The sequence below is a fragment of the Pseudomonas sp. GM84 genome (assembly GCF_000282535.1).
Classification (GTDB): domain Bacteria; phylum Pseudomonadota; class Gammaproteobacteria; order Pseudomonadales; family Pseudomonadaceae; genus Aquipseudomonas.
This window is the reverse complement of sequence record NZ_AKJC01000123.1, coordinates 37,998-63,562: the sequence shown is the minus strand read 5'-3', so window position 1 is coordinate 63,562 and position 25,565 is coordinate 37,998. Positions and strand designations below refer to the sequence as shown.

22 protein-coding genes are annotated in these 25,565 nt (G+C 65.0%); 10 read left to right on the top strand and 12 right to left on the bottom strand.

The window, feature by feature from the left end; genetic code table 11:
• Positions 1 to 12: 12 nt before the first annotated feature.
• The 5 genes from PMI38_RS11075 to PMI38_RS11055 all read right to left on the bottom strand — a co-directional run bounded on the left by PMI38_RS11075 (position 13) and on the right by PMI38_RS11055 (position 3,985).
• The gene (locus tag PMI38_RS11075; protein WP_008093805.1) at positions 13 to 555 is read right to left on the bottom strand and encodes a PqiC family protein; all 543 of its coding nucleotides are present in this window, start codon (positions 553 to 555) and stop codon (positions 13 to 15) included.
• 26 nt (positions 556 to 581) lie between these two features.
• Positions 582 to 2,222, bottom strand: a complete 1,641-nt coding sequence (locus PMI38_RS11070) for a PqiB family protein (RefSeq protein ID WP_008093804.1) — start codon at positions 2,220 to 2,222, stop codon at positions 582 to 584.
• Positions 2,206 to 2,850, bottom strand: a complete 645-nt coding sequence (locus PMI38_RS11065; protein WP_008093803.1) for a paraquat-inducible protein A — start codon at positions 2,848 to 2,850, stop codon at positions 2,206 to 2,208. The genes PMI38_RS11070 and PMI38_RS11065 overlap by 17 nt, the downstream gene beginning before the upstream one ends.
• A complete protein-coding gene (locus PMI38_RS11060) occupies positions 2,847 to 3,443 on the bottom strand; it encodes a paraquat-inducible protein A (protein WP_043273411.1) in 597 nt (198 codons plus the stop codon). The genes PMI38_RS11065 and PMI38_RS11060 overlap by 4 nt, the downstream gene beginning before the upstream one ends.
• Positions 3,444 to 3,664: 221 nt before the next feature.
• The gene (locus PMI38_RS11055) at positions 3,665 to 3,985 is read right to left on the bottom strand and encodes a hypothetical protein (RefSeq protein WP_008093800.1); all 321 of its coding nucleotides are present in this window, start codon (positions 3,983 to 3,985) and stop codon (positions 3,665 to 3,667) included.
• A gap of 258 nt (positions 3,986 to 4,243) precedes the next feature.
• Here PMI38_RS11055 and PMI38_RS11050 point away from each other — a divergent pair, with 258 nt between their 5' ends.
• From PMI38_RS11050 to PMI38_RS11040, 3 genes are all read left to right on the top strand, one after another.
• A complete protein-coding gene (locus PMI38_RS11050; protein WP_008093799.1) occupies positions 4,244 to 4,906 on the top strand; it encodes a TetR/AcrR family transcriptional regulator in 663 nt (220 codons plus the stop codon).
• A 95-nt stretch (positions 4,907 to 5,001) separates the two neighbouring features.
• Positions 5,002 to 6,480: an MDR family MFS transporter gene (locus tag PMI38_RS11045; protein ID WP_238540186.1), complete on the top strand. Its 1,479-nt coding sequence runs from the start codon at positions 5,002 to 5,004 to the stop codon at positions 6,478 to 6,480.
• Positions 6,481 to 6,554: 74 nt separating this feature from the next.
• Complete coding sequence (locus tag PMI38_RS11040) at positions 6,555 to 7,028, top strand: YMGG-like glycine zipper-containing protein (protein WP_008093797.1); 474 nt, start codon at positions 6,555 to 6,557, stop codon at positions 7,026 to 7,028.
• 172 nt (positions 7,029 to 7,200) lie between these two features.
• Here the strand turns inward: PMI38_RS11040 and PMI38_RS11035 are convergent, their stop codons facing one another.
• From PMI38_RS11035 to PMI38_RS11020, 4 genes are read right to left on the bottom strand one after another with little or no spacing between them, the layout of a single operon-like run.
• On the bottom strand, positions 7,201 to 7,992 hold the full coding sequence (locus PMI38_RS11035; RefSeq protein ID WP_043273409.1) for a sugar phosphate isomerase/epimerase family protein: 792 nt from the start codon (positions 7,990 to 7,992) through the stop codon (positions 7,201 to 7,203).
• A complete protein-coding gene (locus tag PMI38_RS11030; protein WP_008093795.1) occupies positions 7,989 to 8,729 on the bottom strand; it encodes an SDR family NAD(P)-dependent oxidoreductase in 741 nt (246 codons plus the stop codon). Before PMI38_RS11030 ends, PMI38_RS11035 begins: the two co-directional genes overlap by 4 nt.
• Entirely contained in the window at positions 8,726 to 10,075 is a 1,350-nt protein-coding gene (locus PMI38_RS11025) for an MFS transporter (RefSeq protein WP_008093793.1), read from the bottom strand. Before PMI38_RS11025 ends, PMI38_RS11030 begins: the two co-directional genes overlap by 4 nt.
• A 41-nt stretch (positions 10,076 to 10,116) precedes the next feature.
• Positions 10,117 to 10,944 carry an amidohydrolase family protein gene (locus PMI38_RS11020; protein WP_008093792.1) on the bottom strand — a complete coding sequence of 276 codons (828 nt, stop codon included), beginning with the start codon at positions 10,942 to 10,944 and terminating at the stop codon, positions 10,117 to 10,119.
• A gap of 147 nt (positions 10,945 to 11,091) precedes the next feature.
• Between PMI38_RS11020 and PMI38_RS11015 the strand changes: the two genes are divergently transcribed.
• Complete coding sequence (locus PMI38_RS11015; protein WP_008093790.1) at positions 11,092 to 12,036, top strand: LysR family transcriptional regulator; 945 nt, start codon at positions 11,092 to 11,094, stop codon at positions 12,034 to 12,036.
• On the opposite strand, the gene PMI38_RS11010 is transcribed toward PMI38_RS11015, so the two are convergent.
• Entirely contained in the window at positions 12,026 to 12,505 is a 480-nt protein-coding gene (locus PMI38_RS11010; RefSeq protein ID WP_008093789.1) for an isochorismatase family protein, read from the bottom strand. The genes PMI38_RS11015 and PMI38_RS11010 overlap by 11 nt on opposite strands.
• Before the next feature lie 270 nt (positions 12,506 to 12,775).
• Between PMI38_RS11010 and PMI38_RS11005 the strand changes: the two genes are divergently transcribed.
• Positions 12,776 to 13,084: a hypothetical protein gene (locus PMI38_RS11005; protein WP_238540185.1), complete on the top strand. Its 309-nt coding sequence runs from the start codon at positions 12,776 to 12,778 to the stop codon at positions 13,082 to 13,084.
• A gap of 344 nt (positions 13,085 to 13,428) precedes the next feature.
• On the top strand, positions 13,429 to 14,067 hold the full coding sequence (locus PMI38_RS11000) for a TetR/AcrR family transcriptional regulator (protein ID WP_008093787.1): 639 nt from the start codon (positions 13,429 to 13,431) through the stop codon (positions 14,065 to 14,067).
• A gap of 6 nt (positions 14,068 to 14,073) precedes the next feature.
• On the opposite strand, the gene PMI38_RS10995 is transcribed toward PMI38_RS11000, so the two are convergent.
• Positions 14,074 to 16,881, bottom strand: a complete 2,808-nt coding sequence (locus tag PMI38_RS10995) for an amino acid adenylation domain-containing protein (protein WP_008093786.1) — start codon at positions 16,879 to 16,881, stop codon at positions 14,074 to 14,076.
• 133 nt (positions 16,882 to 17,014) lie between these two features.
• Positions 17,015 to 18,196, bottom strand: coding sequence for an MFS transporter (locus PMI38_RS10990; protein WP_081502529.1), 1,182 nt, complete (start codon positions 18,194 to 18,196; stop codon positions 17,015 to 17,017).
• Positions 18,197 to 18,473: 277 nt separating this feature from the next.
• On the opposite strand from PMI38_RS10990, the gene mexE reads away from it, so the two are divergent.
• The 4 genes from mexE to PMI38_RS10970 all read left to right on the top strand — a co-directional run bounded on the left by mexE (position 18,474) and on the right by PMI38_RS10970 (position 25,552).
• Positions 18,474 to 19,715 carry a multidrug efflux RND transporter periplasmic adaptor subunit MexE gene (gene mexE, locus PMI38_RS10985; protein ID WP_008093784.1) on the top strand — a complete coding sequence of 414 codons (1,242 nt, stop codon included), beginning with the start codon at positions 18,474 to 18,476 and terminating at the stop codon, positions 19,713 to 19,715.
• 12 nt (positions 19,716 to 19,727) lie between these two features.
• Positions 19,728 to 22,907 (top strand): efflux RND transporter permease subunit, encoded by a 3,180-nt coding sequence (locus PMI38_RS10980; RefSeq protein WP_008093783.1) that lies wholly within the window; start codon positions 19,728 to 19,730, stop codon positions 22,905 to 22,907.
• On the top strand, positions 22,904 to 24,319 hold the full coding sequence (locus tag PMI38_RS10975) for an efflux transporter outer membrane subunit (protein WP_008093782.1): 1,416 nt from the start codon (positions 22,904 to 22,906) through the stop codon (positions 24,317 to 24,319). The genes PMI38_RS10980 and PMI38_RS10975 overlap by 4 nt, the downstream gene beginning before the upstream one ends.
• Positions 24,320 to 24,496: 177 nt before the next feature.
• Positions 24,497 to 25,552, top strand: coding sequence for a tetratricopeptide repeat protein (locus PMI38_RS10970; protein WP_008093781.1), 1,056 nt, complete (start codon positions 24,497 to 24,499; stop codon positions 25,550 to 25,552).
• The last annotated feature ends 13 nt before the right edge of the window (positions 25,553 to 25,565 follow it).

The window sequence follows — 25,565 nt, the reverse complement described above, 5'->3', positions numbered from 1 at the left end:
TGCGTGAGAGGTTCACTGCGTGCTCGGGCAAGCGCTCCTGCCGGGCGCCGCGGCCGCCCTCACCGCTTCGGCCAGCTTGCGCAGGTTGGCCTGGTGGGCATTGACCAGGCTGGTGATGCTGTTGTCGGCTGCAGTCTGCACCGACGTGCGGCAGGTCAACTCAGCCTCGGCCGGTTTTTTCAGGCGCCACAGCGTGTCCAGTGACGCGTACTGGCCTGGCACGCTGTCGAAGCGCTGCACATCCACACGCAGCAGCGCGGTGGATCCCGCTACTGGTCCGCCCAGCATGTCCTGCAAGGCGCTGCGAAATTCATCCACCAGGTTGGCGCCCCACCACTCGGTTTCAAGGATCGCCAAGCCACTGGCGCCCTGACGCACCACCAGCTGCGAGCGATCCACCTGGGGCGGCAGGCTCACCCGGCCGACCATGATGTGCTGGCTGTTTCCCTGGGCCGGCTGCGCCGGCACCAGCGTGTGGTAGTTGTTCGGGGTGCTGCTGCACCCCGACAGCCAGATCAGCAAACCGGCTCCACACAGATTGCGCAATCGATGCATCGGCAGCACTCCTCTGGCCTGCGCCCTCAAGGTTTCAAGTTTTCTGCGCCGGCCGCTTTGGGGCGGCCACGGATCAACGATTCGGGGTGCCGGCCCAGGTAGTCGGACAGGTCACGCAACGAACGTGACATGCGCTCCAGCTCGTCCAGCGTCTCGCCCAGCCGTTCGCGTTGCGGCGAGTCCTCGGCAAGGGTCGAATTGGCGCTTTTCAAGGTCTTTTGCATCTCGTCGAGGGTGGTCTTCACACCCGGCAACGTCTGGCCATTGAACTGCTTGAGGTTGGCACGCAGCTCACGCAGGCTGCCGTCGAGATTGTTGGCGATGCTCTCCAGCGGCAACTTGCTGACGCGCTCGATGAAGTGCTGCAGCTGCTCTTGCAGTTTTTCCAGGCTGCCCGGCAGCGTGGGGATGACGATGGGCTCGGCCGTCATGTCGAACGCGACTTTCGGCGCCTCGGGGTAAAAGTCCAGGGAAATGAACATCTGCCCGGTGATCAGGTTGCCGCTGCGCGCCTGGGCGCGCAGGCCATGCTCGACGAAGGTGCCGATCAGCCGCCGTGCCCCGGCCAGGTCGCCGGGGGTCTGCTTGAACACGCCGAGCATCTTCTGGTGCACAGGGCCAAGGCGCTGCGGATAGATCACCGCATCGACCACCACGGGGAAACTTTGTTTGGCCTGATCGTAGTCGAGCTGGATCGAGGTGACCTTGCCGAATTCCACGCCCTTGAACTCCACCGGCGCCCCCACCGACAGGCCGCGCATGGCCTGGTCGAAGCGCAGTTGCAGGTACTGCGGCCGGCCATGGGGCGGCGACAGTGCCATCTCCCGGTCGGCAAACAGACGGAAACGCGCCTGGTCCTCGGCGGGCTCGGCGTCCGGCGCGAAATCGGGAGAGCCGAACGCCAGCCCACCCACCAGGATCGACGAAATCGACTCGGTGTCGACCTTCAGGCCATTGGCGCCAATCTGCATGTCGACACCGCTGGCATTCCAGAAGCGCGTGTCCTTGGTCACGAAGGCATCGTAGGGTGCTTGCACGAACACGCCGATTTCCACGCCCTTGCCATCTTCGCGCAAGTTGTAGGACACCACTTCACCGACCGGGATCTTGCGGTAGTAGATCGACGAGCCGATATCCAGGGAGCCCAGGTCGCGGGCTCTGAGGATGAAGCGTTTGCCAATTTCGCCATAGGTGATCGCTGGCGGCAGTTCCAGGCCGGTGAATTTTTTCGCCGGTGACTTCGACTCACCCGCATCGGCGCCGATGAAACTGCCTGACAGCAGGGTATCCACCCCGGAAATCCCTCCCGCGCCAATCCGTGGGCGGACCACCCAGAACCGCGCGCCCTTGGTCGCGAACGATTTGGCTTCGTTGGACAGCTGCACTTTGACCAGCACGCTCTTGTGGTCGTCGGCCAGGTCGACCGTGGTCACCTCGCCGATCACCACGCTGCGGTACTTGACCTGGGTCTTGTGCGCCACCAGACCTTCCCCGGAACGGAAGGAAATCGAGATCACCGGCCCCTGCTCCATCCAGTTGCGCACCACCAGGGAAGCCCCGACCAGGATCGCCAGGATCGGCACGATCCATACCAGTGACACATTCCAGCGCCGGGTACGGATCTGCGCTTGCCCTGCGCCTTCTTGCCTGTCACTCGCTTGCGCCATCGGTGCCGCCTCCGTCGTTGCCAGGGTCATCCCAGATCAAGCGTGGGTCGAAACTCATTGCCGCGAACATCGTCAGCACCACCACCATGCCGAAGAACAGGATGCCCGGCCGCGGTTCGATGGTGCCAAGCCCACGCAATTGCACCAGCGCCGCCACCAGCGCCACCACGATCACATCGAGCATGGACCAGTAGCCGATCAGCTCGACCCCGCGATACAACTGCGAACGCTGTCGGCGGGCCCAGCTGGAACCGCTTTGAGCGGTGAACAACAGCAGGCCGAGCGAGAAGAACTTGATTGCCGGCACGCCGATACTGGCGATGAAGATGATCAGGGCGATATCCCAGGCGCCCGCCTCCCAGAATTCGATCACGCCACCGACAATGGTGCTGTCACTGCCACTGCCGAGCATTTCGGTGTGCATGACCGGCAGCAGGTTCGCCGGGATATAGAACACCAGCGCAGCGAACAGGAAGGCCCAACCGCGAGTGATGGCATTGGTCTTGCGCGGGTGCAGCGCGGCACCGCAGCGCTTACAGGTGTGCGCGCCGTCGCTCAGGTCGCAGGCCTGGCCACAGCCGTGACACAGGCACAGGCCCAAGTCCTCGGCTTGCGCGGGCGTGTTCATACCTGCTCCCACAGGTCGCGTATGTCACGCCCGGCGATATAGATGATGAGCACGCTCAGCGCGGCCAACGCGATCAGGCCAATGCCCGGGATGACATCGAGCAGGCCCGCCAGCTTGATCACCGCCACCAGTGCCCCCAGCAGGCAGACTTCCAGCATGCTCCAGGGGCGCAGGCCTTCCAGGCAGCGCATGCACATGGCAAAACCGGGCGCACGACGACCGGCCAGGGCAAAGCTCAGTACCCAGCACAGCAAGGCGATCTGCAGAACGGGGGCGAAGATGATGGCCAAGGCCATCACCAGGGCGATGAAGGTGATGCTGCCGCTGCTCAGGATCAACACCGAATCCCACAGGGTGGCCGAGTTGGACAGGCCCTGCATGCCGATAGTCATGACCGGGTACAGGTTGGCGAACACCAGCAACACAGCGCCGGTGACACTCAGGGCCAGACGCTGCTGAATGCCAAGGCTGGAATGCCGGTACAGGACGCCGCCACAACGGGTGCACAGCGCCCGCTGATGCCGTTGCACGGGCGCACGCTCATACACCGCATCGCAGTATTCGCAGATGATCAGGTTCCGGGGCCCACTCATGCTCATGCTCTTTCCCTAGGACGTCGTCTTACAGGCAGTCACTCCAGGCCTTCACGCACGCTGACACGTGCAAGCCTAGTAGGAAAATGTACTTGTGCAGGGGGAAGGAAAACGATTTGTGCCGAGAAGGGTGCAGCCAGCAGGCCGGTGCATCGAGCGACGTGTCGATGCCCTGCCGCCGCGTCAGGCCCTGATAGAACAAGGCCCGAGCGAAATTCGAATCAGCCGCGGATACGCGCCAGCGAGCGCTCCGCTGCCGCCTGGAACACACGCCGCAAGGCGTCGATCTGGCCTTGCGCAAGGCCCCTGGAGCAGATCAGCCCCTGCAGGAAGCCGATGCCCCAGTTGCGGGCTTCTTCCAGTTGCTGGTGGTCTTCAGCGTCAGCGATATCACCCAGGTGCAGGGCAGCATGGTGCTCGTAGCGGTCTTCCAGCGCCAGATTGCGCAATTCCTTCAGCGCAATCTTGAATTCTGCAGCGGCAACATCGTCCAGGCCCAGGTGCTCGAACTGCAGCAGGCTCAGACGGTCGGTGGCGGTCATCGGCGAATCTCCGTTTCTCAATCAGGGCAGCAGGGCAAAAGAAAATCACCAGCCAAGCGTCGACGCATCCAGGTGGCGGGCGATGGTGGTGTCGGTAACGGCTTGTATAACATAGGAACCGCCTCTCTCCCTAGCGGTGAGCGCCGTCCGGTCGGCTTTAAAGCGGGCTTTCGCCTTTTGTCGTCATCACTAAATTTAAATTGAATTTAACTTAAAACTAGCCCAGGCTTCTCCCATTGCTCAACGGAGAGAAAAGCCATGGCGACAACCGTTCGTGAACCCCGCAAGGACGGCGAAGCTACCCGCGCCCGCATCCTCCAGGCGGCCGGCGAACTGTTTGCGGCTGTCGGGTACGCCGAAGCCAGCAACAAGGCCGTGGCAACCAAGGCCGAAGTCGACCTGGCGTCGATCAACTATCACTTCGGCAGCCGCAGCGGCCTGTACCTGGCCGTGCTCGATGAAGCCCGGCGGCGTTTTCTGGACATTTCCGACCTGCAGCGCATCACCCTCGCCCAGCAGCCAGCCACAGAGAAACTGCGCGCGCTGGTCGAGCTGGTGGTGAACAAGGCGCTGCAGGGGCACAACAACTGGCACCTGCGCGTGCTCGCCGCCGAAATCCTGGCGCCCAGCCCGCACGGCCAGGCGCACCTGCAGACCGGGGCGCCGATGAAACTGGCACTGCTCAAGGGCCTGTTCAGCGAAATCACCGCCATCCCGCCTGACGCACCGGCGCTGACCCGCTGCATTCTGTGTGTCACGGCGCCCTGGGCCATGCTGCTGATCGGCCCGCGCGCAACGTCCGGTGCGCTGCACGAGATCCTTGGCATGCCTGCCGATCAGGTGAGCACGCACTTGTACCAATTTGCGCTGGCGGGCCTTGAAGCAACCGGGCGCCAGTACGCCCAGGGCGAGGGCTGCTGATCATGCACCGACGAGCCGCCGAAACTGCCTTGCCAGATCAAGCCAGCCCCCCGCCATCGACCGCCACCGACGCCCCCTCTCCTGCACTCACCAACGTGGAAAGGCAGACGTCCATCCCGTGGTTGCTCGGTGCCTTGATGCTGGTGATGTTCCTCGCCGCCCTCGACCAGACCATCGTCTCCACCGCGCTGCCGACCATCGTCAGCGACCTCGGCGGCCTGCGCTGGCTGTCGTGGGTGGTCACCGCCTACCTGCTGGCCTCGACCGTGGTAGTGCCGCTGTACGGCAAGTTCGGCGACCTCTATGGGCGCAAGCGGGTGCTGCAGATCGCCATTGCCTTGTTCCTGCTGGGCTCGGCCTTGTGTGGCGTGGCCCAGGACATGACCCAGCTGGTGCTGTTCCGCACCTTGCAGGGCCTGGGCGGCGGCGGCCTGATGGTGGTGGCGATGGCCGCCATCGGCGATGTCATTCCGCCTGCCGAACGCGGCCGCTATCAAGGCTTGTTCGGCGGTGTGTTCGGCCTGGCGACCGTGGTCGGGCCACTGATCGGCGGCTTTTTGGTCGAGCACCTGTCGTGGCACTGGATCTTTTTCATCAACCTGCCGCTGGGCCTGCTGGCGGTGCTGGTCATCGGTTACGTGTTCCGCCCGCATGTCGCCCCGGTCAAGCATGTGGTCGACTACATCGGCGCCTTCTTCCTCACCGTTACCCTGGGTTCGCTGGTACTGATCACCAGCCTTGGCGGCAGCCTGGTGCCGTGGGCATCGCTGGACATCCTGTGTCTGGGGCTGTTCGCCGTGGTCGGCCTGGCCGGCTTCATCCACGAGCAGCGCCGCGCGGTCGAGCCGATCATGCCGCTGCACCTGTTCCGCCACCGCACCTTCGTGCTCGCCGGGCTGATCGGCCTGGTCGTCGGCGTGTCGCTGTTCGGCTCGGTGACCTTCCTGCCGCTTTACATGCAGGTGGTCAAGGACGCCACCCCGACCGGTGCCGGCTTGCAGATGCTGCCGTTGATGGGTGGCTTGCTGGTGGTGTCGGCCATCACCGGGCGGCTGATCAGCCGCTGGGGACGCTACCGGATCTTCCCGATCCTGGGCACGCTGCTGCAGGTGATTGCCCTGGGCCTGTTGAGCCGCATCGACCTGGACACCCCGAAGATGCTGATGAACCTGTACATGGGCCTGCTGGGTGCAGGCCTGGGCATGGTCATGCAGGTGCTGATCCTGGCGGTGCAGAACAGTGTGGAGCGGCGCCACATGGGCGTGGCGACTTCGGGCGCCACCCTGTTCCGCTCGATAGGCGGGGCGGTCGGCGTGTCGGTGTTCGGGGCGTTGTTCGCCCATACCCTGCTCGACCGCCTGCCCAGTGATTTCGCTGCCACCAGCGGCGGCCCCGCGAGCCTTTCGCCAACAGCGGTACATGCGCTGTCGGCCCCTTTGCAGCAGGCCTACCTGCAGGCGTTCTCCGGAGCGATGCATGGCGTGTTCCTGCTGGCTGCAGTGATCACCTGCGTGGCATTCGCGTTGTCGTGGATGCTGCGCGAGGTGCCCCTGCGCTCGGCTGCAGCCCCATGAGGGCTGCGGCCTCCCGGCCCGGAGCAGTCCGGGCTATTCTCAATGATACGGTTCATATTTAGTGGAGGTGTGCCATGCGTGCGCTCACGTTGAGTTACATGCTGGTACTGCTGTGTGCAGCCCCGGTAGTCCAGGCCCAATCAGTAGTACCGCTCAAGGGTCAGAGCAGCCAGCAGACGCAGCTGGACATCAATGATTGCAATACCGTGGCGACCAATGCCGCGAACAGTGCCACCAGCAGCACCAGCCCGCATGTCGGTGGCCGGGTGAAAGGCGCGGCCGTAGGCGCCGCGGCGGGTGCGGTGGGGGCGCAGGTGCGCGGTAACCAGCACGATGAAATCTATGACCGGGTCGGCGACGACGCCAAGCAAGAGTATCGCCAGAACCGTGCTGGCGAAGTGGCGGCGGCCGGTGCCGTGGTCGGTGGCTCACGCCAGCGCCAGGAGCGTCGCCAGGACCGGCGTAACCAAGGTGAAGCGCAAAGCTCGGCGCATGCCAATGCCTTCAGCGGTTGCCTGCAAGGACGGGGGTACCAGGTCAATCCTTGACGCGGTGATCAAGCAAAGGGTTGTGGGAGCGGACCTGTGGGAGCGGGCTTGTCCCGCGAACCAGGGCGTAGCCCTGGCCATACACCTTACTTGTCAGGACCGGCCCTTTCGCGGGGCAAGCCCGTTCCCACAGACCTTCTGCACAGATCAAAATGGGCGGGAAGGCCCAGCCTTAGACACACGCCAACCAGGAGCAGGTAGCGTCATACGCCTGCCTTAGGCTCTGCTTGCCAGCGTGCTGCCGCGTTGGTGTTTCCACACTGATCTGCACGTCCACCGGCAACGCCCCGAGCAACGCCGCCAACGGCAGTTGCCCCAGCCCCGGCAACAGCCGCCCTTCTCGGGCCTCCTGAATGATCAGCGCTTCCACCGGCGCCAGCCGCGGCGCATCGCACAGTTGCACGGCCCGCAGGTAACCGGGGTCCACGCCGGCAAGGGCCGCGACATCGCCCCCCGAACGAAACAGATGCAAGGCATCCAGCAACACGCCACTGTTGCCCTGCCCGGCCGCCGTCACCACGGCAAGTGCGTGTTGCAGCGTGGCCACCGGCCGCCAGCGCATGAACTCGAGGTCCACACGCAGCCCGTAGCCACTGGCCAACTCGCACAATGCCGCGAAGCGCTGGGTCAGCCGCGCGTGATCCGGGTCGTCCCCGGAAACCGTAAGGCTCTGCGCACCCAGCTCGGCGCCTGCCGCCAGCAACGCTTCGCAGTCGGCAACCTGAACCTCGGGCGTCAGCGCGACGAACTCGATATCGGCAACCTGCACGCCCTCACCCGCCATCACCGCCTTCAGCTCGCCCATGGCCCGGCTGCCTTGCGCCACTGGGTAGGCCCGCGCACCCGGCTGCACCGGGTGAAGGCGCAGCCCCACGGCGGCGAAACCGGCCCGGCCGGCCTCGCGCACCAACACAGCCGGGGCCAGGTCCAAGGCCGTCAGGTGGGCCACCCCCAGGGTTTTCAATAGGTCGCCCTGCCGCCGCTGAGGTCGAACACGAAGCCGGTGGTGAAACTGCATTCAGGTCCGGCGATCCAGGCCACCATGTTGGCGATCTCCTCGGCCTTGAGGAACCGCCCCATGGGGATCTTGGCCTTGCTCGCGGCAATGTGCTCCGCGGTCATCTCGGCCATCAGCGGCGTTTCGACCATGGCCGGCGCGATGCAGTTGAGCAGCACGCCGTCCTGCGCAAGCTCCTTGGCCGCGGCCTTGGTGAAGGCGATGACCCCGGCCTTGGCCGCGGAATACCCCGAGATGAACTGAACGCCGTCCTTGCCTGCCATCGAAGCGACGTTGACGATGCGCCCGTAGCCACGCTCGCGCATGTGCGGTATGGCCGTGCGGCAGCAGTAGAAGACGCTGTTCAGATCAACCGCGATGACCTTGTCCCAGGCCTCTGGGGAGTACTCCCAGCACGGCAGCACCGGGCCGTTGATGCCGGCATTGTTGACCAGGATCTCGACCTGCCCCAGGCGCTCCAGTACCTGCGCGAATGCCCCCTGCACGGATGCCAGCGAGGCCACATCCACGGCTTGGCGCAAGACCGGCTCGAACCCGTTGGCAGCACTGTCCCAGCCATCGACCGCCAGGTCCCAGATCACCACCTGGGCGCCAGCCGCGTTCAGCCGTTGCGCAATGGCCAGGCCGATGCCGCGCATGCCGCCGGTGACGATTGCCGTTTGCCCTTGCAAAGATTGACTCATTGTCTTGCTCCATTTTCGACAGAGGGAATATCCGGCAGGCGACGCAGGTCGCGCACCATGAACAGGTAGCACAGCGCACCCAGCGCGGTGATGGTGGACACGAAGGCCAAGGCCCAGACGAACGAGCCCGTGGCACTGACGATCAGGCCGATGGTCAGCGGGGTGACGATGCCGGCGGCGTTGGCGAACAGGTTGAACAGCCCGCCACTGAGCCCCAGCAGGCCTTTGGGGGCGATATCGGAAACGATCATCCAGGCCAGCGCCGACATGCCCTGGGCAAAGTAGGCAACGCAGAGGATGGTGATCACCAGCGCGTCGGACTCGACATAGTTGGCCAGCACGATCACCGAGGCGGTCAGCAGCCCGGCAATCACCGGCAGCTTGCGCGCCACGTTCAGCGAGTAGCCGCGGCGCAGCAAGGCATCCGACAGCCAGCCACCGGCCAGGGTACCCAGCGATGCGGCGATGAAGGGCAGCACCGCGACCCAGCCGACCTTGAGCCAGGGCATGTGCCGTTCGGTGACCAGGTAGGTGGGGAACCAGGTGAGGAAGAACACGTTGGTCGAATTGCAGGCGAACTGCCCCAGGCAGATGCCCAGCATGTTGCGGTGCTTGAGCAGTGCCGGGATCTGCGACCAGCGGAACACGGTGGCTTTCTGTCCGCCGTCGACCACGCCGCCGCCGGCGGCGATGTAGTCCAGCTCGGCCTGGTTGGCGGAGGTCGACTGATGCGGCTCATGGTACTTGCGCCACCACACCAGACCGTACAGCACCCCGAGCAGACCGACCGCCATCAACAGGAAGCGCCAGCCATAGGCGTGCAGCACCCAGAACAGCAGCGGCGTGAGGAACGCAAGCCCGGTGTACTCGGCAAAGGTGTAGATGCCGGTTGCCCTGGCCCGTTCGCTTTGCGGGAACCAGGTCGCCACCACGCGGCTGTTGGTGGGGAAGCACGGTGCCTCGGTCACGCCCACCAGAAAGCGCATGCCCAGCAACGACAGAAAACCCTGGGCCAGGCCCTGCAAGCCTGTGAACAGCGACCACAGGGTCAGCGCCAGCCAGTAGGTGAACTTGGTGCCGAGGCGGTCGATCAGGATGCCGCCGGGAATCTGCGCCGCGGCGTAGGTCCACGAGAACGCCGAGAAGATCACCCCCATCAGCGCGGCGTTGAGGCCCAGGTCGGCGCTGATACTGGGCGCGGCGATCCCCATGACACTGCGGTCGAGGTAATTGATCATGGTGCCGCCCGAGATCAACGCCAGGATCATGAAGCGGGTGCGGGTCCTTTGCTGCAGGCGCGCGGGCGTGTCTAGCACGCCTTGGCCGAGGTGCTGTTCAACGGTCATGACAATTGCTCTCTTGTTATTGGAATGGCAATGCGTGGGGGTCAGGCGAAGCCGAACAGGCGCCTGGGCGTGTCCCACATGATCGTTCGGCGCAGCCGAGGGTCTGGCATCAAGCGCTCGGCCAGTTTCAGCAGCGGGCCGTAATCGACCCGCGCAGGCTGGCGGATGAAGGGCCAGTCCGAGCCCCAGACACAGGCATCCGGGCCGAACGCCTCGATCAGCGCCTGGACATAGGCGGCGCTCTGCGCGTGCAGCGCATGGGCGGCCGCGAATTTCTGCATACCGGAGAGCTTCACGCTGACGCGGCCAAGCCGGGCCAGCCTCAGCAGCGCCTGGAAACCGGGCTGCTGCAACCCGGCAGCGGCCTGCGGGCGACCGCAGTGGTCGATCAGCACGCGCACCGGGCTGCGCTCGATCAGGCCCTGCAAGTCGACCAGTTGGTCTTCGCAGACCTGGATCTGGGCGAACAGGCCCAGTTCGGCCAGCTTGCCCAGCAGCGCCTCGGCCTCCTGCAGCCTGGTCAGGCCATGCATCGCGGGGTTGAACGCCACGCCCACCACCCCCTGCTCACGCAGGGCGGCCAGTTGCTCCAGGCCGATCTGGCGATCGACCACCGCCACCCCCTTGAAGCGCCCCTGGCCGCTGGCCAGGGCGTGCAACAGGCAGCGATTGTCGGTGTGATAGCCGCTGTTGGGCCCCACCAGCAAGGCATGACGCACACCGTAGGCATCCATCACCTGGTTGAACTGCTCCAGCGGGGCGACTTCCTGGCCGGACGGTGCATAAGGCGCATCCGGGTGATAGGCAAAGCGCGCAGGGTCAAACAAATGGTTATGGCAATCGATCTTCGGTTCATCAAAGATGTTCAAAAGGCGGCTCCTTCAAGCGCCACTGCGCTTGCCTGCAGATCTTGTTATCGTTCGCCGTCCAGGCGATTGGCCTGGGCTCAAGATACTGCGGGCGTGTGCGTTGCGCTCATACACAGATGGCGAAGACCATAACCAGAGGTAATACCCATGCAGGCCGGCAAAGAAGGCGCGGATGCCAGCACGATGCTGTTCAAACTGCGGCATATGGAAGTGTTTCGCGCGGTGATGCTGACCGGTTCGATCAGCGCCGCCGCCAAGCTGCTGTATGTTTCGCAACCGGCGGTGAGCAAGCTGATCGGCTACATCGAAGGGCGGCTGACCTATCGCCTGTTCGAGCGCATCAACAACCGTCTGGTGCCCACCGAGGAGGCGCAGGTGTTGTTCCGTGAGGTCGAACGGGTGTACCAGGCGGCTTTGCAGGTCAATGAGTGCGCGCTGTCACTGGCGGCGGGTACGCACCGTAGCCTGCGCCTGTGCTGCAGCGCTTCGTTGTCGACGGTGGTCATCCCGATGGCCCTGGCCCAGCTCAAGCGCGAGTCGCCCGCGCTGCAGATCGAGTGGCAGACCTCGCTGATGGGCGAGATGCCCAACCAGATCCTGGCGAAGAAGGTGGATCTGGCGATCGCCGCCCTGCCGGTGGTTCACGATCACTTGCATTCGCAGGCGTTCATGCGCGGGCGCATGGTGGCAGTGATGCCGGCCGATCACGTGCTGGCGCAGCAGCCTTCACTGGCCCTGCAGCAGCTGGTGGGCCATGCGTTGTTGCTGTTCCGCCCGGACATGCCGTTCGGCCAGTTGCTGGCCGAAGCGATACGCCGGCAGGGTTTGCAGCTGGATTCGCTGCTGTCGTTCACCAATGCCAATGAAGCGGTGGCGCTGGTCAAGCAAGGCATGGGCATCACCCTGATCGACGAGTTCGTGGCGCAGGACAGCGGCCTGGCCGTGGTGCCGCTGGCGGAAGACATTCACTTCGACATCAGTTTCGTCTACTCGCGCTTCGAGCCCCCTTCGCAGGCGGCGTTGCAGCTGATGCGGGTATTGCAGGCCCAGGCGCACAAGCTGGGCCGCAGTATCGAAGGGGTCAGGCTGTGAGCTCGGCCAGCACCTCGGCCCGGGTGGTGACATTGCCAAAGTGATGCTTCCACAACTCGATGCCCATTTTCCCTGAGCGGTCGAGCGAGGAGCCTACCGTCAGGTCGGTGATCAAGGTCGGCACCAGCCCCGCATCGAACAAGGCGAAGCCGGCGGCAAGCACGCAGGTTTCGGTCTGCAGCCCGCACACCAGTACCCGCTCCGCCCCCAGTTGGCGCAGGTGCTCGATCGTCTCCGCGGTCTGCCCATAGCCATGCTTGACGAACACCCGGTCGGCCTCGACCAGGCTCTCGTCCTGGGCTGCCGGGTGCCAGCCGAGCTGCTTGGCGAACGGGGTGATCTGCTCGTCGTGCAGCTCGATCGAGGCGATGGTAGGAATCGTCGCAGACAACGCCCGTATGCCATCGACCAGCCACTCGGGCGGGCTGAAGGTGGACTGGACATCGACGATGAGTAAAACCTGCCGCATGAGCGCTCCGAGGCCTGGGTAAAGGTGCGAAGTATAGCGTTCCTGACAGCCGCTGAGTGCATTCGGCCAGCACTGAGGGGCGTCCTGCTGGTGATTTAAGTGACGGTTTTCTAGAACTTTTTCCGGATTGCTGGTCTATGTGAACAGGCCCTTGGCCTAACGCCCAATACTCAGCAGAGGTTGTCTTCGCTCATGAAAATCCATGTCCCACGGATAGTGCTTGTCAGCCTGTTCGCGTTCGCGGCAATGGGCTCGGCATCTGCAACACCGATGAAGGTTTCAACCCCTGTGCGCGCCACCGAGGTGCCCGCCGAGAAGGCTGCCGAGAACCCGTGGCCAAGCCTGGCCAGCGTGGCAGCGCAGCAGCCGGCGACACTGCTGGCCCATGATGACCGCTACGAGCACGACCACTACCGGCATGACCGGCGCGACGACTGGCGCCGTGAAGAGTGGCGCCGCGAGCAATGGCGCCGGGAGCAGGCGCGCCGTGATTACGAACGCCGCCGCGACTGGGAACGCCGACATGAGCGGGCGATGCATCATCGTTATGATGGGGATCATCGTTACTACCGGCGCTGAGTCCAGCACACCCCTGTGGGAGCCGGCTTGCCGGCGATGAGGCCAGCACAGGCACAGTGCACAGCCTCTCGGGCCCTATCGCCGGCAAGCCGGCTCCCACAGGTACATCACCCCCTCAATCTTGCACCCCGTCCAGCTCCAGCGGGGCCGCGTTGCGGCCCAATCGCGGGCGGTCCGACGTCTCGGCAAGCCAGCTCCCACAGGTCTGTCACTGACTTCGATAGCAGTGCAGGTCCTGTGGGAGCGGGCTTGTCCCGCGAATGGGCCGGCCCGGACACACTTTCGCTATATATTTTTGTATATTACGGCTTTGCGCGTTTCAGGGAAGCCTTGCCGTGTACATCATGCCGTTCGAGTTGCCGCGAGAAATGCCCAAGGCTTGCGAAGAGCCATCGGCCGAGCCCGTGCGCAGCACCATCCTCAATGCCGCCAGCGAAGCGTTCGCCCAACAGGGCTATGCCGCAACCAAGCTCTCGGCCATCGCCGCCCTGGCCTGCCTGCCCAGGTCCAACGTCCTCTACTACTTCAAGTCCAAGGCGAACATCTACAGCCACGTGCTGCAAGACATCGCCCCCCGCTACCTCGACGCCTGCGCACCTTTTCGCCACGACGACCCGCCGCTGGAAGCGCTGAGCCGCATGGCCAGCGTGATGATCCGCCTGTTCGAGGGGCGCCCGTTCGCCTCGAAAGTGCTGTTGCAGGAGCTCAAGGAAGGTGGCCGACGCATTCCGGGGGACTTTCTCGAACGCTGGGCCTGCCAGGCTCAGGAAAATACCGCCCACATTCGCCAATGGGTCGGCAGCGGGCAATTGGCAGCGGTCAACCCGGAGCACGTGCTGCCGTCGGTCTGGGCCATTGCCCAAGCGTGCATCGACCGATGCTGGCACGCGCCGAAAGATACCCAGCAACGTATCGACTACCAGGCCGCAACAGCCTCGTCAGTACGCTTGCTGCTCAATGGCCTGGCGCCAGGCAACCCCTGACGCCGCTCAAGCGACAGGTTCCAGGGTATCGGCCGCGCGCTTCTTGCGTGCCCGGCTCCAGCGTTTCAGGACCAGGCCCAGCGAAGCGTTCCAACAGTAGGCCACCAGGATGCCGCCGACGATGGCCACGGCCACGGCGACCAGCGGCTGATCGCTGATACGCCGGGCCACGGACTGGAACTGGTAATGGGTCAGGTAGATGAACAGGGTCGACGAGGCAATCAGCGCACCGGCCCGTGCCACAGCAGCGGGTACCGGCACCGACCTGAACCAGATCAGCGCCAGCACCGCCGGCAAGGCGATGTCGATATGCACCCCGCTCAGCCACGCATCCCAGCCATAGCCTGCGATGGCGACGATCTCCAGTTCGCCGATCACCACCACGGCCACCGCACTGGCCAGCCATTTGCGCGACGTCGAATCGGCGTACTGCACGGCCATGCCCAGCACCATGGCCGCCAGGTAATGCTGGGGGACGCGGTTGTAAAGCGGCGTGGCGTCGAACACCCAGCGGCCGAGCACGAGGTCCGTCACCAGCAGGACGCACGCGGCCAGCAACAGATGGCGGAACGGGTCGGCCATGATCAGCAGGCGCACCGGCCTGATCGACAGGACCAGGCCGACGATCAGCAGCATCTGCACCAGCACTTCGATGTACCAGTAGCTGAAATGGCCTACCAGTTCGGCAGGGAACCAGTTGGAAATCAGCAGCAGCGATTGCCAGTGCACCTTGTCGAACAGGCACTGCACCAGCGCGGTATACAGCACGGTTGGCAACGCGATGGCGAGCATCGACTTGAGCAGCACACGGGCGTCGCCGCGCTCATTGATCGCGTTGACCTGGAACCTGGCAAGGCCGATGCCGGACACCAGGAACAGCGCGGTGGTTTCGCCCGTGATCACCCCCTTGCCGAGCACGCCCAGGTGCCCCATGACGATCAGCAGGATCGACAACATGCGCATCAATACCGGCATCTCCATCGCCCGCAGTGCGTGCCTGGGCGCCTTGGCCTGACCGGCCAGTTCGGCCAGCCGTTTCACCGGGATCAGTTCCCAGCGCGCCGGCAATTGCCCGATGAGTTCTTCGAGCACCATCGAAGCCTGGACGAACGACAACGAATCGCCGCCCAGCTCTACGAAGCTCAAGTTGGCATCGATGCGCGGCACCTGGAGTATCTTGGCCCAGGCATCGGCCAATTTTTTCGTCAAAGGCGTCAGCGCCTCGCTGGCACCCTCCGATGTCCCCAGGCCATCGGAGGGTGCCGGCAATGCCCGCCGATCGATCTTGCCATTGGGTGTCAGCGGTATCGCCTCGATGAACACGAACTGCGCGGGCACCATGTAGTCCGGCAACTGCGCTGCGAGGGTCTCGCGCAACTGCGCAGGCGCAACAGTGGATCGCGCGACGCAGTAGGCGATCAGCCTTGGTGCTGCACTGTCGGCGCTGGCCACGACCACGCACTGCTCGATCTGCGGCTGCCGGGCGAGCACGCTTTCGATTTCTGCCAGCTCGATGCGATGGCCGCGAATCTTCACCTGGCAGTCGGCCCGGCCGAGGAAGGCGACACTGCCGTCAGGCAGATAGGTGCCCAGGTCGCCCGTGCGGTAGCAGGTATCGCCCTGCGCGCCGGTAAACGGATTGACCACGAACTTTTCCGCAGTCAGCGCCGCGTCCCGCCAGTAACCCATCGACAGGTACGGGCTGCGGATAAGGATTTCGCCCACCTCGCCTTCGCCGACCAACTGTTGCTGTTCGCCCACCACCAGCACCTGGGCGTCGTCGATGCCTTTGCCCAGCGGTATCGCCGTCTGCCCAGGCTGCCCATCGAGTTGATGGAACACCATCGCCTGCGGCGTTTCCGTGGTGCCATAGAAATTCACGCTGGTGGCATTGGGTGCGATCGTTCGCATCGTCTGGTAGAGCGTGGGGCTCAGTGCATCGCCGCCCCAGAACAGCCAGCGCAGTTGACCGAACGGCTGCGGGTCGATGCTCGCGCCGGTCGCGATCAGCTTGCCCAGGGGCGGTGTCAGGTGGATGACCGAGATGCCATGGTGACGTATCCAGGCTGCCAGCTGCGCCGGATGGATGAGTGTGCACTGAGCCGGACAGACCACCGCCGCGCCAATCGACAAGGGCGTGAAGATATCCCGGTAGACCGGGTCGTGCCCCAGCCCCGAGAGCAGCGAAAAGCGATCACGCTCGGTGAAACCGTGGCGGCGCACATGCCAGTCGATGAAATGCACCAAGGGGGCGTGATGGGTCACGACCCCTTTGGGGGTGCCGGTGCTGCCGGAGGTGAACGTGATATAGGCGGGACGGCTGGCATCGATTTCGGGCAGGGTCCTGGACTGCTCGGGGAACTGCTGCAAGGCCTGGGCGGGTGCTTCCGGTACCCGGACAAGCTGCGCCGGGCTACGGCCTGCCGGGAGGGCGACCTGTGCATCGCCACAGAGCAGGATGAAGGCCGGCTCCAGGCTATCGACCAGCTGCGCGATGCGGGCTGCCGGGTAGGCCACATCGACCACGCTGAAGGGCAAGCCGGCGCGTAGCGCGCCGAGCATGGCGTAGACCAGGCCGGCGCCGCGGCTGCAGACGATCAGCACCCGGTCGGTGCCAGCGGTACCGTGTTCGAGCAAGAAGCTGGCGATGCCCTGGCTGATCCGCTGCAACTGCTGATAGCTGCAGCTTGCGCGCTCGCCGATGATCGCCGGGGCATCGGGCGCACGCTTCGCCTGCTGCAGGAAGTCGCTGACGATCGGCCGTTCGGCACAGTATTCCAGGGGCAGCGTCGGGTTCGGGCGCGGGTCCTGCATAGGTGTCTGGTCTCACAGCGAGGGAGGACTGACGTCGATGTTCGCAGACCCAGCGCGATGAACGCTGCTGGCGAAGTTGAACAAAACGCTAGTGCACCCGGCGCCGGCGCGCCAATGCGGCTGGTCGGATGCTTCAACCCGAGCAGGCGCTGCGCCGTACCCTGCGCAACACTGCCAGCACCAAGCCCACGTTGACCAACGCCAGCAGGCACAGCGTTACCAGCACCCCCATCGCGCCAAAATGCTCGAACAGGTAACCCCCCACCAGCGGCGTCAACGCCTGCCCGATCAGCGATGGCCGCGACATGCGCCCCATCAGCAGCACGTATTGCGCAGGTGGCATCATCGCCAGCGGCAGCAACCCCCGCACGATCGCCCGCAGACCATTGCCGCAACCGAACACCAGCAGGCCCACGGCGGTGGCCGCCGGCACCAGCGTGACCAGCAGCAGGCCGACCAGCACCAGGCTCACCCAGGCCAGCGCCGTCCAGACCGGATGCCGCTTGCCTGCAAGAATCTGCAGCACCCGCGAGGCCACCTGGCTGGGGCCGAGCATCGCGGCCAGGCCGATGGCCGCCGGTAGCGAATGCCCGAGGCCCTGCAGCACGGCCACCAGCTGCACGGCAATGGCCGTCATGATGATCGCGCCAATGGCGAACAGGCTGGTCAGCAGCAGGTAGAGCTGACGGTCCACCTCGCCCCCGTCAGCGCTCTGCTGTTGCTTGCGCGGCTCGACCCGTCCACCTGCGGGCAGGACCCGCCAGTACAGCGGCGCCACCACCACGATCAACACCAGCGCGTAGCCGACGCAGGTCACCCGCCAGCCCAGGTGCTCGATGGCCAGTGCCACGATGGGCCAGGACAGGGTCGAGGCGAAACCGGCGATCAGGGTGATGCCGGTGATGGCCTTGCCTGCACCCTCCCCATACAACCCGCCGAGGGTGGAAAACAGGGCTTCGTAGAGCCCCATGGCCATGCCCACGCCAATCACTGCCCAGGCCAGCAGGAACAACGCCAGGTTGTGGCTGGCGGCCATGATCAGCAGGCCCAGCGCGACCACAGCGCCGCTGGCGGCCATTTGCGGGCGGCCGCCGTAGCGGGCGACCAGACGGCTGCTCAGTGGGGCCAACAGGGCCGAAACCATCAGGCTCAGCGAAAGTGCGCCGTAGACCCATTGACTGGGCCAGCCGGTGTCGCGGCTGATCGGGTCGGCCATGACCGCCATGAGGAAGAAGGAACCGCCCCAGACCAGGATTTGCAGTACGCCCAGCCAGACGATGCCGAGGGGACTGGGGAATTTGGGGGTGGTGTTCACGATTGCGCCTTGGATCACATGCAGGATGTCTGTGCCGGCCTCTTCGCGGGACAAGCCCGCTCCCACAACAACTGCGCACTACCTGAGGTAGTGGAGAACTTGTGGGAGCGGGCTTGTCCCGCGAAAGGGCCGGCACGGGCACCCTACCATGCCCGCCATCGATGAAACATGCCGACATATCATTGCCCGTGATAATAACCTTCGCTGCGTTCGATTCGTGCGCCGCGCGCAAGGCACTCACACTCCGCCCACTACTAATATCTTGGCGGAGTTCTCCATGGACCACTCACTCAAACCCTTGCGCTTCCCCCTCGCTGCCCTCGCAGTGGTGGTGCTCAGCGCTTGTGGCCGAACCCCGGACGCTGTGCAGGCGCCCGCCGCGCCAAAGGTCAGCGTGGCCAAGGTGATCGAACAGCCGATCAACGAATGGGACGAATTCACCGGCCGCCTCGAAGCCCCGGAAACCGTCGAAGTACGCCCACGGGTCTCCGGCCAGATCGACCTGGTGGCCTTCACCGAGGGCGCCCAGGTCAAGAAAGGCGACCTGCTGTTCCAGATCGACCCACGCCCGTTCCAGGCTGAAGTCCGCCGCCTCGAAGCGCAGCTGCAGCAGGCCAAGGCCACTGCCATTCGCAGCGCCAACGAAGCTCGCCGTGGCGAGCGTCTGCGCGACAGCAACGCGATCTCCGCCGAGCTTGCCGAATCGCGCAGCAGCGCCGCCGCCGAAGCCCGCGCCGGGGTCGACGCGATCCAGGCCCAGCTCGACCTGGCGCGCCTGAACCTGAGCTTCACCCGCGTCACCGCGCCGATCAGTGGCCGCGTCAGCCGCGCCCAGTTCACCGCCGGCAACATCGTCAGCGCCGATGTCACGCCGCTGACCAGCGTGGTCTCCACCGACAAGGTGTACGCCTACTTCGACGCCGACGAGCGCGTGTACCTCAAGTACACCCAACTGGCGCGCGACGGCCAGCGCGGCCAGAGCACCCCGGTGTACCTCGGCCTGACCAGCGAAACCGGCAACCCGCACCTGGGCCAGATGAACTTCGTCGACAACCAGGTCAACCCGCGCACCGGCACCATCCGTGGCCGCGCCGTGTTCGACAACCGCGACGGCCAGTTCACCCCGGGCCTGTATGCGCGCCTGAAACTGGTCGGCAGCGCCCAGTACGACGCCATGCTGATCAACGATGAAGCGGTCGGCACCGACCTTGGCAAGAAGTTCGTGCTGGTCATGGACAAGGACAACAAGGCGACCTACCGCGCCGTCGAACTGGGGCCTAAGCTCGAAGGCCTGCGCATCGTGCGCAGCGGCCTGGCCAAGGACGACCGCATCGTGGTCAGGGGCCTGCAACGGGTTCGCCCAGGCTCGCCGGTAACCCCGATCGAGGCACCGATGGCCAGCGAACAGACCCTCGCCGCCCTCGCCCAGCAGCGCCAGGCCCTCGAGGCCAGCAACACCGCGCAGAAGGTAGCGGGCTCCACTGAGAAAGTCGCCAGCGCCCAGTCGCCGCGCGGTTAAGGGATCACACCGATGAACTTTTCGAAATTCTTCATTACCCGGCCGATCTTCGCTGCCGTGCTGTCGCTGGTACTGCTGATCGCGGGCACCATCTCGCTGTTCCAGCTGCCGATCAGCGAATACCCGGAAGTGGTACCGCCCACCGTGGTGGTGCGTGCCAACTTCCCGGGCGCCAATCCCAAGGTCATCGGCGAAACCGTCGCCGCGCCCCTGGAGCAGGCCATCACCGGTGTCGAGAACATGCTGTACATGTCCTCGCAGTCCACCGCCGACGGCAAGCTGACCCTGACCATCACCTTCGCCCTGGGCACGGACCTCGACAACGCGCAGGTGCAGGTGCAGAACCGCGTCACCCGCACCCAGCCCAAGCTGCCGGAGGAAGTGACACGGATCGGCATCACCGTCGACAAGGCCTCGCCCGACCTGACCATGGTCGTGCACCTGACCTCGCCGGACAACCGCTACGACATGCTCTACCTGTCCAACTACGCCATCCTCAACATCAAGGATGAACTGGCACGCCTGGGCGGCGTGGGCGATGTGCAGCTGTTCGGCATGGGCGACTACTCGCTGCGTGTGTGGCTCGACCCGAACAAGACCGCCTCGCGCAACCTGACCGCCAGTGACGTGGTCGCCGCCATCCGCGAGCAGAACCGCCAGGTCGCCGCCGGCCAGCTGGGCGCCCCGCCCGCCCCTGGTTCGACCAGCTTCCAGCTGTCGATCAACACCCAGGGTCGCTTGGTCAACGAGGAAGAGTTCGAGAACATCATCGTTCGTGCAGGTAAAGATGGCGAAATCACCCGCCTGAAGGACATCGCCCGGGTCGAACTCGGCTCCAGCCAGTACGCCCTGCGTTCGCTGCTGAACAACCAGCCGGCGGTGGCCATCCCGATCTTCCAGCGCCCAGGCTCCAACGCCATCGAAATCTCCGATGAAGTGCGGGCGAAGATGGCCGAGCTGAAGAAGGACTTTCCCGAGGGGATGGACTACAGCATCGTCTACGACCCGACCATCTTCGTACGCGGCTCCATCGAAGCGGTGGTGCACACCCTGTTCGAAGCGCTGGTGCTGGTGGTGCTGGTGGTGATCCTGTTCCTGCAGACCTGGCGCGCCTCGATCATCCCGTTGCTGGCCGTGCCGGTGTCGCTGATCGGTACCTTCGCGGTGATGCACCTGTTCGGCTTCTCGCTCAACGCCCTGTCGCTGTTCGGGCTGGTATTGGCCATCGGTATCGTGGTGGACGACGCCATCGTTGTGGTGGAGAACGTCGAACGCAATATCGGGCTGGGCCTGAAACCGCTGGAGGCCACGCAAAAGGCCATGAGCGAAGTGACCGGGCCGATCATCGCCACGGCACTGGTGCTGTGCGCCGTGTTCGTACCTGCCGCGTTCATCTCCGGCCTTACCGGGCAGTTCTACAAGCAGTTCGCCCTGACCATCGCCATCTCCACCGTGATCTCGGCGTTCAACTCGCTGACCCTGTCGCCGGCCCTGGCTGCCGTATTGCTCAAGGACCACCATGCACCCAAGGACCGGTTCTCGCGGTTCCTCGACAAACTGCTGGGCAGCTGGCTGTTCGCCCCGTTCAACCGCTTCTTCGATCGCGCCAGCCACCGCTACGTCGGCGGCGTGCGCCGGGTCATCCGTTCCAGCGGCATCGCCCTGTTCGTCTATGCCGGCCTCATGGGCCTGACCTACCTGGGCTTCTCGTCCACCCCGACCGGTTTCGTGCCGGCCCAGGACAAGCAGTACCTGGTGGCCTTCGCCCAGTTGCCTGACGCCGCCAGCCTCGACCGCACGGAGGCGGTGATCAAGCGCATGAGCGAAATTGCCCTGAAGCAACCCGGTGTTGCCGACTCGGTCGCCTTCCCTGGCCTGTCGATCAACGGCTTCACCAACAGCCCGAACAGCGGCATCGTGTTCACCCCGCTCAAGCCGTTCGACGAGCGCAAGGACCCGAGCCAGTCGGCCGCCGCCATCGCCGCCGCGCTGAACGCCCAGTTCGTCGACATCCAGGACGCCTACATCGCCATCTTCCCACCGCCGCCGGTACAGGGCCTGGGCACCATTGGTGGTTTCCGCCTGCAGATCGAGGACCGTGGCAACCTGGGCTACGAAGCGCTGTACAAGGAAACCCAGAACATCATCGCCAAGAGCCAGAACGTGCCGGAACTGGCGGGGCTGTTCACCAGCTATCAGGTCAACGTGCCGCAGGTCGATGCCGCCATCGACCGGGAAAAGGCCAAGACCCACGGCGTGGCCATCAACGATATCTTCGACACCTTGCAGGTCTACCTGGGCTCGCTGTACACCAACGACTTCAACCGCTTTGGCCGCACCTACCAGGTCAACGTCCAGGCCGAGCAGCAGTTCCGCCTCGATGCCGAACAGATTGGCCAGTTGAAGGTGCGCAACAACCTCGGCGAGATGATCCCGCTGGCGACCTTCCTCAAGGTCAGCGACACCTCCGGGCCCGATCGGGTGATGCACTACAACGGCTTCATCACGGCGGAAATCAATGGCGCGGCAGCACCGGGCTACAGCTCCGGCCAGGCTGAAGCGGCCATCGAGAAGCTGCTCAAGGAAGAACTGCCCAACGGCATGACCTTCGAGTGGACCGACCTGACCTACCAGCAGATCCTCTCGGGCAATACCGCCCTGCTGGTGTTCCCGCTCTGCGTACTGCTGGCGTTCCTGGTACTGGCGGCCCAGTACGAGAGCTGGAGCCTGCCGCTGGCGGTGATCCTGATCGTGCCGATGACTCTGCTGTCGGCCATTACCGGGGTGATCGTCTCGGGTGGCGACAACAACATCTTCACCCAGATCGGCCTGATCGTGCTGGTGGGCCTGGCGTGCAAGAACGCGATCCTGATCGTCGAGTTCGCCAAGGACGAACAGGCCAAGGGGCTGGACCCTCTGGCTGCGGTGCTGGAAGCCTGCCGCCTGCGTCTGCGGCCGATCCTGATGACCTCCATCGCCTTCATCATGGGCGTGGTACCGCTGGTGTTCTCCTCCGGTGCCGGTTCTGAAATGCGCCATGCCATGGGTGTCGCGGTGTTCTCGGGGATGATCGGTGTGACCGTGTTCGGGCTGTTCCTGACCCCGGTGTTCTTCTTCCTGATCCGCCGTTTCGTCGAGCGTCGCCAGGCCCGCAAGGCCGAACGCGCTCACTCGCTGGAGAGCCACGCATGAACCTGCTCAAACCCCTGACCCCGAGCCTGCTGGCCCTGGCCCTGGCGGCCTGTGCGGTAGGCCCTGACTACAAGGCGCCGGACACCGAGCCTGCACGTGTCGATACCGAGCTGCAAGCCAAGGCCTTCGACCGCAGCCGCTTCGAGAGCGTGTGGTGGAAGCAGTTCGACGACCCGGTGCTGAACCAGCTGGTGCAGGCATCGCTGGACGGCAACCGCGACCTGCGGGTGGCCTTTGCCCGGCTCAAGTCGGCACGGGCGATCCGCGATGACGCCGCCAACGACCAGTTGCCGGTGGTCACCAGCCGCGTCAGCAGCGAAATCGGCAAGGGCCAGATCCCTGGCCAGACCGACCAGCGGGTCAACAGCGAACGCTACGACCTGGGCCTGGACATGGCCTGGGAGCTCGACCTGTTCGGCCGCATCCAGCGCCAGATCGAAGCCAGCGAAGCCCAGGAAGCGGCCGCCCAGGCCGACCTGCAACAGCTGCAGGTCAGCCTGATCGCCGAGCTGGTCGACGCCTACGGCCAGCTGCGCGGGGCGCAACTGCGCGAGAAGATCGCCGTGGCCAACCTCAAGACCCAGGAAGAGTCGCGCAACATCACCGTGACCCTGCGTGACGCCGGGGTCGGCAACGAACTCGACGTGGTGCGTGCCGATGCGCGTCTGGCCGGGGTCGAGGCCACCGTGCCGCAACTGCAGGCTGAACAGGCAAGGGCTCGCCACCGCATCGCCACCCTGCTCGGCCAGCGTCCGGACGCCTTGAGCGTGGACCTTTCGCCCAAGGCCCTGCCCGCAATCGCCAAGGCCCTGCCGGTGGGCGACCCCGGCGAGCTGCTGCGCCGTCGCCCGGATATCCGCAGCGCCGAGCGCCAGCTGGCGGCAGCCACCGCCAATGTCGGCGTGGCCACCGCCGACCTGTTCCCTCGGGTGAGCCTCAGTGGCTTCCTCGGCTTTACCGCGGCACGCGGTTCGCAGATCGGTTCGGCGGCGGCCAATGCCTGGGCGCTGGGGCCGAGCATCACCTGGGCGGCATTCGACCTGGGCAGCGTGCGGGCCCGCCTGCGCGGCGCCAAGGCCGATGCCGAAGGGGCCCTGGCCAGCTATGAACAGCAGGTGCTGCTGGCCCTGGAAGAATCGGCCAACGCCTTCAGCGACTACGACAAGACCCAGCAGCGGCTGTTGTCACTGATGCGCCAGAGCGACAGCAGCCGCAAGGCGGCGGAGCTGGCTTCGGTGCGCTATCGCGAAGGCACGGTGGACTACCTGGTGCTGCTCGATGCCGAACGTGAACGGCTGAGCGCCGAAGATGCCCAGGCCGTGGGCGAAGTCGAGCTGTATCGCGGCATCGTGTCGATCTACAAGGCGCTCGGCGGCGGCTGGCAGCCCGAAACGGTCGCCAGCGCGCGCTGAACCTCCCCTTTGCAACGACTCCTTTGGTTGGTCTCTCCCAACCTTTTGCCCCGCAGGCCTTGGCCCGCGGGGCTTTTTTATGTGGGCTGCACGGGCCTTATCGCCGGCAAGCCACGGTGCTTGCAGCCCACGGCATTCTGCCCCAAGCTCTTCCCTCCCACCGCCATGGTTCGCACGATGCCCATACGCCACCGCTACCTGATCGCCTTGCTGCTGCTGATCCTGGTATCGGTCACCATCGGCTACCTTCGGCGGGATACCCCGACAGCGCCACCGGTCCTGCCTGCGCACAGCTATGCCAAGGCCTTGCGCATGGCCCACGAAGGCCGACCGGGCGCCGCGCGGGTGTTGTACCAGCAACTGCAACGTGACGACCTGGCACCGATCCGCCGTGCCGCGCTGTTTGCCGAACTGCCCAACTACCCCTCTCCACAAGCGCTGAAACTGGCGCGTGCGGGGCTGGACGCCGATGAACCGCTGGTGCGCCGCGCCGCCATCGCCAGTCTTCGCCGCCTGGTCCCGGCCGCGCAGCGCAGCCTGATACTGGGGCCGCTGCTGGACGATGACGAGCAAAGCGTGCGGTTTGCCGCGGTCGATGCCCTGCTGGGCCTCGACCCCGACGCCATCGGCCTGTATTTCGGCCCGCTGCAAGCGGCATTGGAGCAGTACCAGCAGGTGTTGGAGCAACAACCCGACGACGCCGCAGCGCAAGTGCACCTGGCGCGTCTGTACCTGCACGAAAATGATTACACGCAGGCATCCATCGCCTTGCAACGCAGCCTCGCAGTGGACCCGGACAGCCTCGATGCGCTGGCCACCCAGGTCCGCCTGCTCGAACGCCAGGGTCACCATGACCAGTCCAGGCAGGTACTGGCCAAGGCGCTGGCCTTGCGCCCGGACTCGGCGTTCCTGCAAAACCAGCTGGGGCGCTGGCTGATCCGCCACGATCAGCGCGAATATGCCCTGCTTGCCTTGTCGCGCGCCGTCGAGCTGGAGCCGGACAACGCCGCTTATCGCTATACCCTGGCGGTGACCCTGCACGACCTGGAGCAGGCCGATGCGGCGCAAAAGCAACTGGAAACCCTGCTCAGCCGGCAACCGGCCAACCGCGCCGCACGGGTATTGCTCATCGAGTACTGGAAAGAGACCGGGCAACTGCAGAACGTGCAAGTACTGCTGGCCGAACTGGAGCGGCAGAACCCGGACGATCCGTATCTGCAGCAGGGCCTGTAGTTGCGTTGAACCC

What these genes read in the sequence shown, in the direction of transcription:
- PMI38_RS11075 (WP_008093805.1), bottom strand. Translation starts at nt 555, where the DNA reads ATGCATCGATTGCGCAATCTGTGTGGAGCCGGTTTGCTGATCTGGCTG.
- PMI38_RS11025 (WP_008093793.1), bottom strand. Translation starts at nt 10,075, where the DNA reads ATGACCGTTGAACAGCACCTCGGCCAAGGCGTGCTAGACACGCCCGCG.
- PMI38_RS11005 (WP_238540185.1), top strand. Translation starts at nt 12,776, where the DNA reads ATGAAGGTTTCAACCCCTGTGCGCGCCACCGAGGTGCCCGCCGAGAAG.
- PMI38_RS11060 (WP_043273411.1), bottom strand. Translation starts at nt 3,443, where the DNA reads ATGAGTGGGCCCCGGAACCTGATCATCTGCGAATACTGCGATGCGGTG.
- mexE (WP_008093784.1), top strand. Translation starts at nt 18,474, where the DNA reads ATGGACCACTCACTCAAACCCTTGCGCTTCCCCCTCGCTGCCCTCGCA.
- PMI38_RS11050 (WP_008093799.1), top strand. Translation starts at nt 4,244, where the DNA reads ATGGCGACAACCGTTCGTGAACCCCGCAAGGACGGCGAAGCTACCCGC.
- PMI38_RS10980 (WP_008093783.1), top strand. Translation starts at nt 19,728, where the DNA reads ATGAACTTTTCGAAATTCTTCATTACCCGGCCGATCTTCGCTGCCGTG.
- PMI38_RS11055 (WP_008093800.1), bottom strand. Translation starts at nt 3,985, where the DNA reads ATGACCGCCACCGACCGTCTGAGCCTGCTGCAGTTCGAGCACCTGGGC.
- PMI38_RS10970 (WP_008093781.1), top strand. Translation starts at nt 24,497, where the DNA reads ATGCCCATACGCCACCGCTACCTGATCGCCTTGCTGCTGCTGATCCTG.
- PMI38_RS10995 (WP_008093786.1), bottom strand. Translation starts at nt 16,881, where the DNA reads ATGCAGGACCCGCGCCCGAACCCGACGCTGCCCCTGGAATACTGTGCC.
- PMI38_RS11030 (WP_008093795.1), bottom strand. Translation starts at nt 8,729, where the DNA reads ATGAGTCAATCTTTGCAAGGGCAAACGGCAATCGTCACCGGCGGCATG.
- PMI38_RS10975 (WP_008093782.1), top strand. Translation starts at nt 22,904, where the DNA reads ATGAACCTGCTCAAACCCCTGACCCCGAGCCTGCTGGCCCTGGCCCTG.
- PMI38_RS11070 (WP_008093804.1), bottom strand. Translation starts at nt 2,222, where the DNA reads ATGGCGCAAGCGAGTGACAGGCAAGAAGGCGCAGGGCAAGCGCAGATC.
- PMI38_RS11065 (WP_008093803.1), bottom strand. Translation starts at nt 2,850, where the DNA reads ATGAACACGCCCGCGCAAGCCGAGGACTTGGGCCTGTGCCTGTGTCAC.
- PMI38_RS11010 (WP_008093789.1), bottom strand. Translation starts at nt 12,505, where the DNA reads ATGCGGCAGGTTTTACTCATCGTCGATGTCCAGTCCACCTTCAGCCCG.
- PMI38_RS11000 (WP_008093787.1), top strand. Translation starts at nt 13,429, where the DNA reads ATGCCGTTCGAGTTGCCGCGAGAAATGCCCAAGGCTTGCGAAGAGCCA.
- PMI38_RS11040 (WP_008093797.1), top strand. Translation starts at nt 6,555, where the DNA reads ATGCGTGCGCTCACGTTGAGTTACATGCTGGTACTGCTGTGTGCAGCC.
- PMI38_RS11015 (WP_008093790.1), top strand. Translation starts at nt 11,092, where the DNA reads ATGCAGGCCGGCAAAGAAGGCGCGGATGCCAGCACGATGCTGTTCAAA.